Genomic DNA, 14,275 nt, shown 5'->3' on the forward strand with positions numbered 1-14,275 from the left:
CTCCTAGGTTCTGCGGTGTTCTGCGCCGAGGTGGGCGACGGCTTTCGCGAGGGCGCGGATGCCGAGGGCGACGTCGCCGAGCGATACTGCCTCGTCTGGGTGGTGGCTGACGCCGTCGGGGTTGCGCATGAAGAGCATCCCCACGTCGGTGATGGCGCCGATGGCCATGCCGTCGTGTCCGGCTGGGCTGAACAGGGTCGTCGGGTCTTCGGGCCGGCCCGAGCCGAGGATACTCCCGTCCGCGGCGGTGCCCGGCACGAGGGTGGAGCGGATGCCCTCGCCGACGACGTCCTGCAGCAGCGGCGCACAGAACAGGGCTGGGGCGTTATGTACTTCGCGGGTGTGCCAGCGCAGGCGCCTACGGCCCATGATGTCATCGAGCTCGCGGGAGATCTGGTCCCACACGCGGTCGCGTTCGCCGTCGAATTCTCCGCGCAGGTCGAGGCTGAACCTCGCCTCGCCCGGAACGATGTTCATCGCGCCGGGGAACGCCTCGAACTGGCCGACCGTGCCGATGATGTGGTGCTGGGTGGAGCAGATGCGCTCGACGGCGAGGGCCGCCTCGCTCGCGCCGAGGAGCGCGTCGCGGCGCATGTCGTACGGGGTGCCGCCGGCGTGCCTGGCCTCGCCCTCGACGACGAGCTGGAAGCGACGGGCGGAGGCGATGGAGGAGACGACGGCGAGCGGTTCGCCGCGGGCGTGCAGCTCGGGCCCCTGCTCGATGTGCGCTTCGAGGTAGCCGACGAGCTCGCTCGGCCTGCGGGCGGCTTCCGAGACGCGGCCGGGGTCGAGGCCGAACTCGAGGGCGGCTTCGCGCAGGGTGGTGCCGTCTGGGTCCTCGAGCTCCCACCAGGCGTCGTCCCACGTGCCGGCGACGGCGGAGGAGCCGAGGAGCGCCTTGCCGAAGCGGGCGCCTTCCTCGTCCGAGAACGCGGCGACCTCGAGCCCGAAGTCGAACGGGGAGCGGGCGGGGGCATCCACCCCACTCGTGTCGTCGTCGTGGCGCTGGAGCAGGCGCACGACCTCGATGGCCATGAGCACGCCGACGATGCCGTCGTAGCGGCCGGCGTCGACGACCGTGTCGAGGTGCGAGCCGAGCATGAGCACGGGCGCCTCCGGGTCCGCCGCGGGGAGGAGGCCGAGCTGGTTGCCCGCCGCATCCTGCCTGGTCTGCAGGCCGGCCTCGCGCATCCACTCGGCGGCCAGCCGGTTGACGCGCGCGTGCTCGGGGGAGAGGTGCACGCGAGTGATGGCGCCTGGGGTGGAGGTGATGCGGGCGAGCTCGTCGCAGCGCGCCATGACGCGGCGGGCGGCGAGCTCGAAGAGGGTGGGATCGAGGGCGCCCAGTCGCGCGGCCGTCATTCGGCGGCTCCCAGGGGGCTGTCGGCTGCGCGGAAGACGTCGGCTGCGGCCTCGACTCCACCGCCGGTCGGCACGGATGCGCCGTATCGGCGGAGCACGGCCTCGAGCGCCGCGAGGGTCGTGAGCACGGTGTCCTTGCGGGCGTTGTAGCCCATCGTGCCGAGGCGCCACACCTTGCCGTGCAGCGGGCCGAAGGAGGTGCCGATCTCGATGCCGAAGTCGTCGAGCAGGTCCTGCCTTGCCGTATCGCCGGGGACGCCGCCCGGGATGACGACGGCGACGACGTTGTTCATCTTGTGCGCGACGTCGCCGAAGACCTCGAGCCCGAGCGCCTGGACGCCGGCGAGCATCGCGGCACCGGCGACGCGGTGGCGTTCGATGACGGCGTCCCGGCCCTCGCGCAGCAGGACGGCCGCGCACTCCCGCGCCGCGTAGAGCATGGAGGTGGCTTCCGTGTGGTGGTTGAGGCGTCTCGGCCCCCAGTAGTCGAGGATCATGCCGAGGTCGAAGTAGTTGGAGCGGATGAAGTCGCTCGCGGACTCGTCACCCGTCTCGCGGATGCCAGCCTCGACCCGGCTGCGGGAGCGGATGACCTCGACGGCGCGCTCGGAGAGGGTGATGGGTGCCGAGCCGCTCGGGCCGCCGAGGCACTTCTGCAGGCCGGCGGTCGCGGCGTCGAGGCCCCAGGCGTCGGCGAGGAACTCGTTGCCGCCGATGGACGCCGTCGCGTCGGCGTAGAAGAGCACGCCGTGCTTCGCGCAGATGGCGCCGACCTCGTCGAGGGGCTGGTTCATGGTGGTGGAGGTGTCGCCCTGGACGAGGGCGAGGAGGGTCGGCTTGACGCGGACGATGGCCTCCTCGATCTGCGAGACGGGGACGACCTGCCCCCACGGCACCTCGATGGTGTGCACCTCGGCGAGGGCGCGCTCCGCGATCTCGGCGAGGAGGTGGCCGAACCGACCGAAGACGGGGACGAGCACACGGTCGCCTGGCCGGATGAGAGAGACGAGCGCCGCCTCGATGCCGGAGCGGGAGGTGCCGTCGACGAGCACGGTCGCGGTGTTCTCGGTCGCCCACACCTGCCGGTACAGCTCCTGCGTCTCGTTCATGGCCTGCGTCATGAACGGGTCGTACTGGCCGACGAGGGTGCTAGACATGGCGCGGAGCACACTCGGGTACGCCGAGATGGGGCCGGGCCCCATGAGGAGGCGGGCTGGCGGTTCGATGGGGAGGATCGCGGTCATCTGCTTCATTCTCTCGGTGCTCACGCGCTCGTCGCGGCGCGGCTGGTGGCTCTCGGGGTGGGGGCTGCGGCGGATGCGAGCCTGCGGCCGAGTCGGACGAGCGCCAGGTCGGAGCCCGCTCGCGACACGAAGCAGACGCCGACGGGCGCGGCCTGCGCGCTGCTCGTGGTCGGCACGCTGAGGAGCGGCGCGGAGAGCGCGGGCAGCCCGGCGACGGCGGCCGGGGTGGTCATGCGCAGCGTCGCGGTGCGGATGGCGTCGATGCTCGATGCATCCGCGGCTCGGCTCGGCGCTGCCCCAGGGGCGGTGGGGAAGAGGAGCACGGCGTCGTGGACGAGTCGCTCGAGGCGCGCGCTGAGGGGAGCGAGGGCGTCGCGGGCCGCCTGCTCCTGCGCCTCGGTGATCTGCGAGGCGGCGAGGAACCTGGCGGCGACGGCGGGGCCCGTGGCGCCGGGATGCGCTTCCAGCCAAGGGCGGTTGTTGCGCCAGGCCTCAGCGCCCTGCACGATCCGGAACGGCTCCTGGTAGCTCGCGAGCTCGCCGATCGAGACCCGCTCGACCGGCGCTGCCACGGCCCCGCGCTCCTCCAGCTCGTGCAGGAACGCCTCGAAGGCGGACACGGTCTCGGGCGAGGCCGCCGCCAGCACCTCGGCCGGCACGACGAGGCGGCCGGGGAGGTCCTCGCCGCGCTGCCCCGCCGCGCTCGCGGTGGACTCGGAGCTGTCGTAGGAGAGGCACCAGTCGGCGACCCGCTGCAGGGTCTCGCCGTCGCGCGTGAGCCAGCCGACGGTGTCGAACGACTGCGCGAGCGGCAGGAGGCCCTGACGTGGCACGAGGTCGTGTGTCGTGCGCAGGCCCCACAGTCCCTGATAGGAGGCGGGGATGCGCACGGATCCGGCGGTGTCGGTCGCGAGGCCGATGTCGGCCTGGCCGTTGGCGACGGCGGATGCGGGCCCGCTCGAGGATCCACCGGGGAGGGCGCCGGGCACGGCGGCGTTCGGGGGAGTCCCGAAGTGGGCGTTGTCGCCGGCGATCGAGTACGCGAACTCGTCGGTGCGGGCGATGCCGCGCAGGGAGGCGCCGCCGCGCAGCAGATCCCTGACGGCGGGCGCGGTCCTCGTCTCGGCCTTCGCGGAGTCGAGGTAGCTGGGGTTGCCTGCGCCGATGCGGTAGCCGCGAATCGCGAAGAGGTCCTTCACGGCGACGGTGAGCCCTTCGAGGGGCCCCTCCCACGCGCCTTGGAAGAGCGGGTCGCCGACGGTGCGCCAGATCGAGCGGTCGAAGGCGCGGGGCCTCGGGGTCACGTGCGCGGCCGTGATGCGCCAGCCCTGCGGCAGCTGCTGCCAGAGCTGCGTCTGCAGTCCGAGCCCGCCGGTGGCGAAGCGCGAGGTGGAGACGAGCAGCGCGACGCCGTCGGCCAGAGCCCGGTACTCGATGCGCTCGATGGTGCGCTTCGCGACGCCGCCGCGCTGGGCACGGAACTCGCTGATCTGCTCGTGGCCGACCAGCAGGCCGCTGTCGTCGCCGCGAAGCGTCGCGTCTCCCGGCGCGAACCAGGCGTCGAGCTCGTCGAGGTCGTTGCTCTGCACGGCCCGCTCGTAGGCTTCGAAGGCGGCGAGCAGCGCGGCGGGTGGGGTTCCGTCCGCGAGCGTCGTCTCTGGGGCGTTCTGCTCGACTGAGGTCACGCGGGTGCTCCTGTTCCGTTCTGCGGTGCCGTGCCAGCCGCCACGTCGGCGAAGTCGGCCTCTCGGATGCGGGCGTGCACGCCGCAGACGACGTCGACGACCTGCGAGATGTCGAAGTCGGTGGCCGCCGACAGGTACGCGTAGGCGAGGTGCTCGTCCATGCCCCACCGAGCCTGCAGCAGGTCGACGGCGGCGCGCACGCACTTGCGCATGGCCGCGTTCAGGTCGGGGTCGAGGCCGGTGGGCACGAGGTACTCGGGCGTGCGCACGAGCGGGCCGGTGAGGTCGCCGAACTCGCGCCGCGCATCCGCCGCCGGAACGACGTCGAAGGTGAGGGTCGCGCGCAGCGAGGCCTCGAGCGCCGTGAGGGCGACCTCGCCGTCGCCCTGCGCGAAGTGCGGATCGCCGACGTAGGCGAGTGCGTCGGGGACCTGCACGGGCAGGTAGAGCACGCTGCCCTCGGTGAGCAGCTTGATGTCGATGTTGCCGCCGTGCGGGCCGGGCGGCACGGAGTGCGGGCGTGCGCCTGCGGCGGGAGCGACGCCCATGGTGCCGAGGAACGGGGCGAGGGGGAACACGACGCTCCGAACGCCGCCCTCGGTGAGCGGCATGGTGCCGACGAGCTCGCCGCCGCGTTCCTCGACCGCGGCGAACACGCTCACGGTCTCGCGGCTGCGCGGCAGCACGCCGGGCAGCGCACCCTTGCCGTGCCGGTTGGAGATGACCCCGTACGGCACGCGAGGCTCGAGCTTCTCGACCGTGATGCGCAGCAGGTCGCCTGGCATGGCACCCTCGACGGCGATGGGGCCGGTCACGACGTGCGGGCCGTCGTTCGCCGGGTCGCGGGGCGCGTGCTCGGCGATCTCGATGGCGTCGAGCAGCACCGCATCCGGATGCACGCCGTGCGCCGCGAAGAACGCGGCGGGGTGCTGTCCCTGGTCGGGCAGCAGGCCCTCGTGGCTGACGGTGTCGATGACGACGCTCGCCCCGGGCCGCACGGTCAGCACGGGGGTGTCGCGCGCGCTCGGGAGCCTGCCCCAGATCGAGGTCGATGCTCCAGATGGCAGGTAGCTCGCGCCCTCAGGCAGGCGTGTGCCCGGCTGCAGGATGGGGAGCGGGGCGAATGCCGGCGTGGCCGCGCCGACGCCGTAGCGGTTCGCCGCGGGAGCCGCGGGAGCTGCGGTGGGAATCGTGGTCATGCTGCCTGCTCCTCGTCGAGGTCCAGTCGTGCGGGGTTCGCCGCCGCGAGCACCTCGCGGCCCAGGCGGGACGTGAGCCCGGCTGCCCGCGTGTAGATCAGCTCTCCGTGCAGGTAGGTCGAGTCGACGAGCCCGTGCATCCGCGCCCCGTGCCACGGACTGATCTTGGTGCGGTACTCGAGGGTATTCTCCTCCAGCGTGTGCTCGAGGTCTGGCTCGAAGACCGCGAAGTGGGCCGGGGCGCCGACCGTGATGAGGCCACGGTCCTCGAGGCGCACGAGCGCGGCAGGTCCCGTGGTGAAGAGGGGCAGGATCGCCTCCAGCGGGATGCCGCGCCGCCTGGCCTCGGTCCAGACCGCGGTGAGCCCGGTCTGCACCCCGGCGATGCCACCCCACGCGGTGCCGAGGTCGGGCCCCGCCTTGAGCTCGAGCGTCGCTGGGGAGTGGTCGCTGACGATCGCGTCGATCGTGCCGTCGAGCACGCCGGCCCAGAGCGCGTCCTGGTTCGCGGTGTCGCGGATAGGTGGGCAGCACTTGAAGCGCCCGTCGCCGTCCGGCACCTCCTCGGCCCGAAGGCTCAGGTAGTGCGGGCAGGTCTCGATCGTGATGCGCACGCCGTCGGCCTTCGCCTCGCGGACCAGGTCGAGGGCCTCCGCCGCCGACACGTGCACGATGTGCGCCCTGGCGCCGGTGCGCCTCGCCGCGGCGATGACGGCCCGGATCGCCTCGACCTCCGCGACCGGCGGCCTCGACGCGACGAAGTCGGAGAAGACGGGGCCGGATGCCTCGCTCAGGTGCGCTTCGAGCTCGGCGTGCGCGATCAGGAGCCCATCGACCTCGGCGAGCTCCTCGAGCGCCTGCTCGAGCTCGGGGAACGAGAGGTGATCGAACTCGTCGATGCCGCTCGGCGCGAGGAAGCACTTGACGCCGACCGCGCCCGCCGCGAGCAGCGGACGCAGGGAGCCGAGGTTCTGCGGGACGACGCCGCCCCAGTAGGCGAGGTCGACGGCCAGCTGGCCGGAGGTTGCCGCGCGCTTCGCGTCGAGCGCCTCGACGCTCGTCGTGACGGGCAGCGAGTTGAGCGGCATGTCGACGACCGTCGTGACCCCGCCAGCGGCGGCGGCAGCCGTGCCCGTCGCGAAGCCCTCCCAGTGCGTGCGGCCCGGCTCGTTGAGGTGCACGTGCGTGTCCACGAGCCCCGGCAGGAGCACCTGGGTGTCCGGCAGGACGATGTCGGCGTCGTCGTCGAACGGGGCGATGGCGGCGATGGTGCCGTCGCTGACGGACACCGTCGCCGGCGAGAATCCGCCGCCGAGGAAGACGCGTCGCGCGGAGATCCTCATGCGATCGCCGCCGCTGGAACCCGCAGCTGCCCCTGCGGCGCGGCCTGCGCCCGGGTGGGGCGTGCGTACTCGTCCCGCTTGCTCGTGCCGACGCCCATGCGCGACATCGCAGCGACGAGCCCGACCGACGCGGCGACGCCGTCGACGACCGGCACGCCGACCCGCTCGGAGAGGCGAGCGCACAGGTCGGCCATGCCCGCGCATCCGAGCACCACCGCGTCGGCGCCGTCCTCCCGGACGACTCGCTCGCACCACGCGGCGATGTCCTCGAACGCCGCCGAGCCGGTCTCCTCGAGTGCGAGGACGGGGATGCCGGTGCCGTACGCCGCAACGCACGCCCGCTCGAACCCGTACCGCTGCACGAGGTCGTCGGCGCGGCCGAGCGTGCGGGAGAGGGTCGTGACGATGCCGAACGTGCGCCCCGTGAGCGCCGCGACGTGCATGGCCGCCTCGGCGATGCCGATGACGGGCACGTCGACGAGCTCGCGTGCCGCGTCGAGCCCCGGGTCGCCGAAGCAGGCGATGACGTAGCCGTCGCTGCCGCCGTCCGCGAGATCGCGCTCGACGAGCTCGACGACGACGGAGGCCGCCCGCACCTCGTCGAAGTGGCTCTCGATGGCCTCCGGGCCCTCACCGGGGGCCGGGCACACGGCGACGATCTCGACGCCGGGGCCGGCCACGGCTCTGGCAGCTGCCGCGACCTTCTGCGTCATGGCGACGGAGGTGTTCGGGTTGACGAGTGTGATGCGCATGCTGGGTCAGTCCTCCTCGATCGATCCGTCGGAGATGCCGGCGGTCTCGCCCTCGAACGTCGGCATGAGCGGCTGGCGGCGCTCGAACAGGACGAACAGCGCGAATCCGAGCCCGCAGCCGATGAACCAGCTGAAGTCGGCGAGGTAGCTCAGGTCCAGGACGCCCGCCTCGGCGAGCGGCCGGGTCAGCACCGCGATCGCGACCGTCGGGGCGCCGGCGAGCACCATGGCCCACACCGCGTTCGGGTTGAACCCCTTGCGGTACCAGTAGGCGCCCGTCTCGCTCATCGTGAACATCTCGTCGACCTTGATGCGCTGCCTGCCGATCACGTAGTAGCCGGCGATGAGGATGCCGAAGAGCGGTCCGATGAGCGCACCGAGCACGCCGAGCGTGTTCTGGATCGCGGCGTCGTTGTTGTACCAGTTCCACGGGGTGAGCAGCACGGAGCCGACGGCGGCGATCATGCCGCCCATCCGCCAGCTGATCCTGTGCGGGGCGACGTTCGAGAAGTCGAACGCCGGCGCGATGAAGTTCGCCACGATGTTGATGCCGACCGTCGCCGTCACGAACGTGAGGCCGCCGAGGAGGATCGCGAAGTGCGTGTCGATGCGCTCGACCGTGTGGATCGGGTCCGTGATGAGCTCGCCGAAGACGGGCACGGTGGCGCTCGCGGTGAGCACCGTGAGGATGGAGAAGAACAGGAAGTTGAGCGGGAGCCCGAGGAAGTTGCCCCGCTTCACGGCCTTGTAGCTCTTCGCGTACCTCGAGAAGTCGCCGAAGTTGAGCATGGGGCCGGAGAAGTAGGAGACGACGATCGCGATGGCCGTGAACATGACCGGGATGGAGGCCCAGAAGTCGAGCGGCTCACCCGCGGAGAGGTTGAAGTCGATGTTCTCCCAGCCCGCCTGGCTGACGAGGTAGATGGCGAGCACGATCATGACGACGTACACCGCTGGCCCCGCCCAGTCGATGAAGCGGCGGATGGACTCCATCCCGCCCCAGAACAGCGCTGCCTGCGCGAACCAGAGGATCGCGTAGGAGATCCAGCCGAGCGCCGACAGGCCGAGGAACGAGTAGTCGGTGCGCAGCACCTCGCTGGCGGGGATGAACTTGAGGAACACGATGTTGAGCGACTCGGCGGCGAGGAACGTCTGCACGCCGTACCAGGCGATGGCGATGAGGCCGCGGATGATCGCCGGGATGTTGGCGCCCTTGACGCCGAAGATCGCGCGGTTCACGACGGGGTAGGGCACGCCTGTCTTCTGGCTCGACTTGGCGACGAGGTTCGTGAAGAACTGCACGATGAGGATGCCGACGATGAGGGCGACGAGCACCTGCCAGCTGGCGATGCCGAGCGCGAAGAGGCTGCCGGCCGTGACGTAGCCGCCGACGCTGTGCACGTCGGACATCCAGAAGGCGAAGATGTTGTAGGAGCCCCAGCGCTGCTTGCGCAGGGGAGCGAGGTCCTCGTTCGCGAGCCGCGGGTCGTAGCCGGGCTTCATGTTGCCGTCGCCGACGGGGTGGCCCGCCGCCTCGACGGGGTGGCCCGCCGCCTCGACGAGGTTGTCGGGCGCCGCGCCTTCGGCGCCCAGGCCGCGGGTGCTGCCGGATGCGCCAGTCTGTGCCAGTTGATCGGTCATGCGTTGAAGTTATGACTTCACGCTTCGCGGGAGGTTTCTGCAATGTAACGCTCGTGTAAAACCGAGGTCCCCTCGATGGCGTGCAGTCAGCACTTCACGGTCTCGGCGGTGACCGCGGCGCTGCGTCGGTCTCCGGAGTCAGACTCCCGCTGCCGCCCCGAGTCCGCGGATGAGCGCGTCGAGCCCGCGCTCGAAGGCCTGCTCGCGCAGCCCCAGCGGTGTGTGGGCCGCGACGGAGGCCGCGAGCGTGGGTGCCGCATCCGCCTGATCGCCGAGCTCGAAGATATCGAGGGGCGCGTTGAGGTCGTACGCGGAGCCGTAGACGAACGACTCGATCGCCACGATCGCCGGCATGATGTTGGCGTCCGGCCAGCCGGCCCGTCTGAGGCCTGAGGCGACCCCCTCGTACATCGCGAGCGTGTCGGTCGCGCCGGCGACGGGCATCTTCGCGATCGCCTCCACGAGCGAGTCGTGCTCCTTCATGACGAGGCGGTAGCTGCGCGCCCAGCTCGCGAGGGCCGCGTCCCACGGCTCGGTCTCGAACGCCGAGGCGTCGACGGCGGCCATGAGGCGATCCTCGATCCAGCGCAGGATCTGCCGCTTCGAGTGCGCGTGGTTGTAGAGGGCCGCGGGGGTGACGCCGAGCGCCTTGGCGAGCTTCGCCATCGTCAGGGCGTCGTACCCCTCGTGGGTCGCGACGCGCATGGCGGCGTCGGTGATGCGCTTCTGCGTGAGGATGCGCGTGCGGGGTCGCCCAGCACGCCGCTGTCCGTCAGACTCCACATGCTCGCTGGTGCTCACTGGCCCTCCCGTCGTTCGACCCTAGCTCCTCGGAAATGCGGCTTGTCCGAGGGGCCCGTCTCGACTAACGTAAATTAATCCTGTTTATTTGGAAGGCGGCGCCAGGAAGCCGGCCGCCAACCACACTCACTTCGACGGCGAAGCCAGGGCGCTTGGAGCTGTCACAACGGAAAGAGCGGAAATGCAGACCATCGAACGCGACGTCGTCATCATCGGAGCGGGCCCCTCCGGCCTCACAGCGGCCCGCCGCCTCACCCAGGCAGGCAAGACCGTCGCCGTCCTCGAGGCGCGCGACCGCGTCGGCGGACGCACCTGGAGCAACATCATCGACGGCCAGTTCTTCGAGATCGGCGGCCAGTGGGTCTCGCCAGACCAGACGGCGCTCCTCGCCCTCCTCGAAGAGCTCGGCAAGGGCACCTTCTCGCGCTACCGCGAGGGCAAGTCGGTCTACATCAGCCCCAAGGGCGAGCGCACCGTCTACGAGGGCGACACGTTCCCCGTCAGCGAGCACACCGCCGCCGAGATGGACCGCATGATCGAGCTCCTCGACGGCCTCGCCGCCGAGATCGGCCCCGTCGAGCCGTGGGCGCACGCCAAGGCGCGCGAGCTCGACACCATCTCCTTCCACCACTGGCTGCGCCAGCAGTCCACCGACGAGGAGGCCTGCAACAACATCGGGCTGTTCGTCGCCGGCGGCATGCTCACCAAGCCGTCCTTCGCGTTCTCGGCGCTGCAGGCAGTGCTCATGGCCGCATCCGCCGGTTCGTTCTCGAACCTCGTCGACGAGAGCTTCATCCTCGACAAGCGCGTCATCGGCGGCATGCAGTCGGTCAGCCAGCAGATGGCGCAGGAGCTCGGCGACGACGTGTTCCTGAACAACCCAGTGCGCTTCCTCCACTGGGAGGACAACGGAGCAGGCAATGCGGCCTCCGTCACCGCGGTCGCCGACCACATCACCGTCAAGGCGCAGCACGCCATCATGGCCGTGCCGCCCAACCTCTACTCGCGCGTCTCCTTCGTCCCCGCCCTGCCGCGCCAGCAGATGATCGTGCACCAGCACATCTCCATGGGCCTCGTCATCAAGGTGCACGCCACCTACGCCACCCCGTTCTGGCGTGAAGAAGGCCTCAGCGGCACCGCGTTCGGCGCCGGCCACATCGTGCAGGAGGTCTACGACAACACCAACCACGAAGACGAGCGAGGCACCCTCGTCGGCTTCATCACCGATGAGGCGGCGGAGGCCATGTGGGCGCTGGGCGACGAGGAGCGCAAGGCCGCCGTCCTCGGCTCCGTCGCCGAGTTCCTCGGGCCGAAGGCCCTCGACCCCGAGGTCTTCTACCTCTCCGACTTCGGCGCAGAGGAGTGGACCCGCGGCGCGTACGCCACGAGCTACGACCTCGGCGGACTCCACCGCTGGGGCGCCATCCAGCACGACCCGGTCGGCCCGATCTTCTGGTCGAGCTCCGACCTCGCGGCAGAGGGCTACCAGCACGTTGACGGCGCGGTGCGGATGGGCGAAGCTACGGCGAAGCGCATCCTCCAGTCCTGAGCGCCCACGGCATCCCGAAATCGGACGACACCCCAAGAATTGGAGAGGCAGCATGGCGCAGCGTTTCGTAGTGGGCTACATCGCGAGCGATCGAGGGCATGACGCCCTCGCCCTCGCCTCCTTCCTCGCGAAGGGCACCGACACGGAGATCATCGTCGCGATGATCACGCCGGAGACGTCGCCGTACAGCGGCACGCATCCGCTGCCGCTCGACGATGCCGACAGCATCATCGGCAAGCAGATCGACACGTGGATGAGCGAAGCGCTCGCCCAGGTGCCGGAGGGCATCGCGGCGCGCGGAGTCGTCCGCAGCGCCACGGGCGAGGCCCAGGGGCTCATGGACATCGCGGCGGAGTTCGGCGCTTCCGCGCTGGTCATCGGCGCCGCCACCACGGCGCTGCTGCGGCAGTTCACCATCGGGACGGTCGCATCCTCGCTGCTGCACGCCTCGCCGCTGCCCGTTGCGCTCGCGCCGGCTGGGTTCGCCGAAGAGGGGCCCGTCACCCGCATCACCACGCTGTTCGGCACCCGCTCGGGGGCCGCCGCGCTCATCGGCACCTCCGTCGAGAGCGCGCTGCAGCGCGACGTGCAGCTGCGCCTGCTCTCGCTCGTGCAGCTCGACCGGGTACCGCCCAGCCAGGTGCAGGAGGTCGACGAGTTCGTGCGCGAGTTCGGCGGGGCAGTGCTCGCCGGCCGTGCGGAGGCCCTGCTGGAGTCGGGCAAGGCCACCGTCGAGACGGTCGAGGGCGAGAGCCTCGAGGCCGCACTCGAGCGGGCCGACTGGAAGCCGGGCGATGTCGCCTTCGTCGGCTCCAGCCGCCTCGCCCAGGGAGGGCGCATCTTCCTCGGCGCCCGCGCGCAGCGCCTGCTGCGCGTGCTGACCGTGCCGATCATCGTCGTGCCGCGCGCCGCGCAGCCTGCCGAGGCGCCCAAGTCCGCTCCCGAATCCCCAGCGACAGGAACAGGGCAATGACCAGGACAGAAGACAGCACGGAGCGGGGAGGGCTCAGCTCCAAGGGCCTCTCCGCAGGCAAGGTCGGCGTCATCGGCGCGACCATCATCGGCATCTCGTGCATCGCCCCGGCGTACACGCTGACCTCGGGTCTCGGCCCGACCATCTCGCAGGTCGGCCTGCAGACGCCGGCGATCCTCTTCATCGGCTTCATCCCGATGGTGCTCGTCGTCTTCGGCTACCGCGAGCTGAACTCGGCGATGCCGGACTCCGGCACCACCTTCACGTGGGCGTCCCGCGCGTTCGGGCCCTGGATCGGCTGGATGGGCGGATGGGGGCTCATCGCCGCGACCGTCCTCGTCCTCTCGAATCTCGCGGCCGTTGCCGTGGACTTCCTGTTCATCCTGCTCGCGCAGGTGTTCCAGAATCCGGAGCTCGCCGACCTCACGACGGTGCTGTGGATCAACATCCCCGTCACGATCCTCTTCACGGCGCTCGCCGCGTGGATCTCGTACCGGGGCGTCGAGGCGACCGAGAAGATCCAGGTCGGGCTCGTCGCGTTCCAGCTCATCGCGCTGGCCTGGTTCATCGTCGCCGCCTTCATGCACCTGAGCAACAACACGGCCTTCGACCCGACCCCCATCGAGCTGTCCTGGTTCAACCCGTTCGAGCTGGGCGACATGGCCGTCGTCGCCGCCGGCGTCTCGCTGTCGATCTTCCTCTTCTGGGGCTGGGACACGGTCATCACGATGAACGAGGAGGCGAAGGACCCGAAGAAGACACCGGGCCGTGCCGCCATGCTCACGATCATCATCATCATGGTGATCTACCTGCTCACGACCCTCGCCGTGCTCGTCTTCGCGGGCATCGGCACCGAGGGCCTCGGAGCCGGCAACCCGGACAACCAGGAGAGCATCTTCGCGGCGCTCGCGGGGCCGGTCATGGGGCCGTTCGCGCTGCTGATGTCGATCGCCATCCTGTCGTCGTCGGCGGCCTCGCTGCAGTCGACGATGGTCTCCCCATCGCGCACGATCCTCGCCATGGGGCACTACGGCGCCCTGCCGAAGCGCTTCGCGGACGTCAGCCCGCGCTTCAAGTCGCCGTCGGTCGCGACCCTGGCCTCGGCCATCGCCGCTGTCGTGTTCTACGTCGTCATGAGGCTGCTCTCCGAGAACGCGCTGTGGGACACGATCGCGGCCCTCGGCCTCATGATCTGCTTCTACTACGGCGTCACGGGGCTCGCCTGCGTCTGGTACTTCAGGCACAGCCTGTTCAGCTCGGCCAGGAACTTCTTCTTCCGGTTCCTGTTCCCGCTGCTCGGCGGCATCGTGCTGCTGTACTTCTTCTACGAGACGGCCGTCGCGTCGCTGTCGCCGTCGTTCGGCTCAGGCTCGGCGGTCTTCGCGACGAGCTACGACGCCGACGGCATCGCCCAGGACGGCATCGGTCTCGTGTTCGTGCTCGGCATCGGAGTGCTGCTGCTCGGCGTGGTCATCATGGTCGTGCAGTACTTCCGCAGCCCCGGGTTCTTCCGCGGCGAGACGATCCAGATCGGCAACGACCGCGACACGCAGTCGATCGAGGTGCTGAAGGACTAGCTGTCCCGCGGGATCCCGCATCCCAACCCGCCCCGCCCTGCCGCACCCCGCCCCGCCGCATCCGCCGCAGATGGGTCGCTTCCACCCCGTATCAGCGCTCGATACGGGGTGAAAGCGACCCATCTGCGGCGGATGCGGCGGTGGGGCGT

11 protein-coding genes are annotated in these 14,275 nt (G+C 70.6%); 3 read left to right on the forward strand and 8 right to left on the reverse strand.

The window, feature by feature from the left end; genetic code table 11:
* Positions 1-3: 3 nt before the first annotated feature.
* The 8 genes from C5B99_RS03695 to C5B99_RS03730 form a co-directional block, all read right to left on the reverse strand.
* Positions 4-1,362, reverse strand: a complete 1,359-nt coding sequence (locus tag C5B99_RS03695) for a Zn-dependent hydrolase (RefSeq protein ID WP_104240448.1) — start codon at positions 1,360-1,362, stop codon at positions 4-6.
* On the reverse strand, positions 1,359-2,606 hold the full coding sequence (locus C5B99_RS03700) for an alanine--glyoxylate aminotransferase family protein (protein ID WP_181064931.1): 1,248 nt from the start codon (positions 2,604-2,606) through the stop codon (positions 1,359-1,361). Before C5B99_RS03700 ends, C5B99_RS03695 begins: the two co-directional genes overlap by 4 nt.
* A gap of 20 nt (positions 2,607-2,626) precedes the next feature.
* Complete coding sequence (locus C5B99_RS03705; RefSeq protein WP_181064932.1) at positions 2,627-4,291, reverse strand: AtzH-like domain-containing protein; 1,665 nt, start codon at positions 4,289-4,291, stop codon at positions 2,627-2,629.
* On the reverse strand, positions 4,288-5,490 hold the full coding sequence (locus tag C5B99_RS03710) for an acetamidase/formamidase family protein (RefSeq protein ID WP_104240450.1): 1,203 nt from the start codon (positions 5,488-5,490) through the stop codon (positions 4,288-4,290). Before C5B99_RS03710 ends, C5B99_RS03705 begins: the two co-directional genes overlap by 4 nt.
* Positions 5,487-6,833 (reverse strand): allantoinase AllB, encoded by a 1,347-nt coding sequence (allB, locus tag C5B99_RS03715; protein ID WP_104240451.1) that lies wholly within the window; start codon positions 6,831-6,833, stop codon positions 5,487-5,489. Before allB ends, C5B99_RS03710 begins: the two co-directional genes overlap by 4 nt.
* Complete coding sequence (locus tag C5B99_RS03720; RefSeq protein ID WP_104240452.1) at positions 6,830-7,585, reverse strand: aspartate/glutamate racemase family protein; 756 nt, start codon at positions 7,583-7,585, stop codon at positions 6,830-6,832. Before C5B99_RS03720 ends, allB begins: the two co-directional genes overlap by 4 nt.
* Before the next feature lie 6 nt (positions 7,586-7,591).
* Positions 7,592-9,226 (reverse strand): NCS1 family nucleobase:cation symporter-1, encoded by a 1,635-nt coding sequence (locus tag C5B99_RS03725; RefSeq protein ID WP_104240453.1) that lies wholly within the window; start codon positions 9,224-9,226, stop codon positions 7,592-7,594.
* 138 nt (positions 9,227-9,364) lie between these two features.
* The gene (locus tag C5B99_RS03730) at positions 9,365-10,027 is read right to left on the reverse strand and encodes a TetR/AcrR family transcriptional regulator (RefSeq protein ID WP_258063027.1); all 663 of its coding nucleotides are present in this window, start codon (positions 10,025-10,027) and stop codon (positions 9,365-9,367) included.
* Between the two features lie 181 nt (positions 10,028-10,208).
* On the opposite strand from C5B99_RS03730, the gene C5B99_RS03735 reads away from it, so the two are divergent.
* The 3 genes from C5B99_RS03735 to C5B99_RS03745 are packed head-to-tail and all read left to right on the forward strand — an operon-like array spanning position 10,209 to position 14,126.
* Positions 10,209-11,576, forward strand: coding sequence for an NAD(P)/FAD-dependent oxidoreductase (locus C5B99_RS03735; RefSeq protein WP_104240454.1), 1,368 nt, complete (start codon positions 10,209-10,211; stop codon positions 11,574-11,576).
* A gap of 52 nt (positions 11,577-11,628) precedes the next feature.
* Entirely contained in the window at positions 11,629-12,549 is a 921-nt protein-coding gene (locus C5B99_RS03740) for a universal stress protein (RefSeq protein ID WP_104240455.1), read from the forward strand.
* Complete coding sequence (locus tag C5B99_RS03745; protein ID WP_104240456.1) at positions 12,546-14,126, forward strand: APC family permease; 1,581 nt, start codon at positions 12,546-12,548, stop codon at positions 14,124-14,126. Before C5B99_RS03740 ends, C5B99_RS03745 begins: the two co-directional genes overlap by 4 nt.
* Positions 14,127-14,275 lie beyond the last annotated feature (149 nt).

Source organism: Pseudoclavibacter sp. Z016, from assembly GCF_002931215.1.
Lineage (GTDB): Bacteria > Actinomycetota > Actinomycetes > Actinomycetales > Microbacteriaceae > Pseudoclavibacter.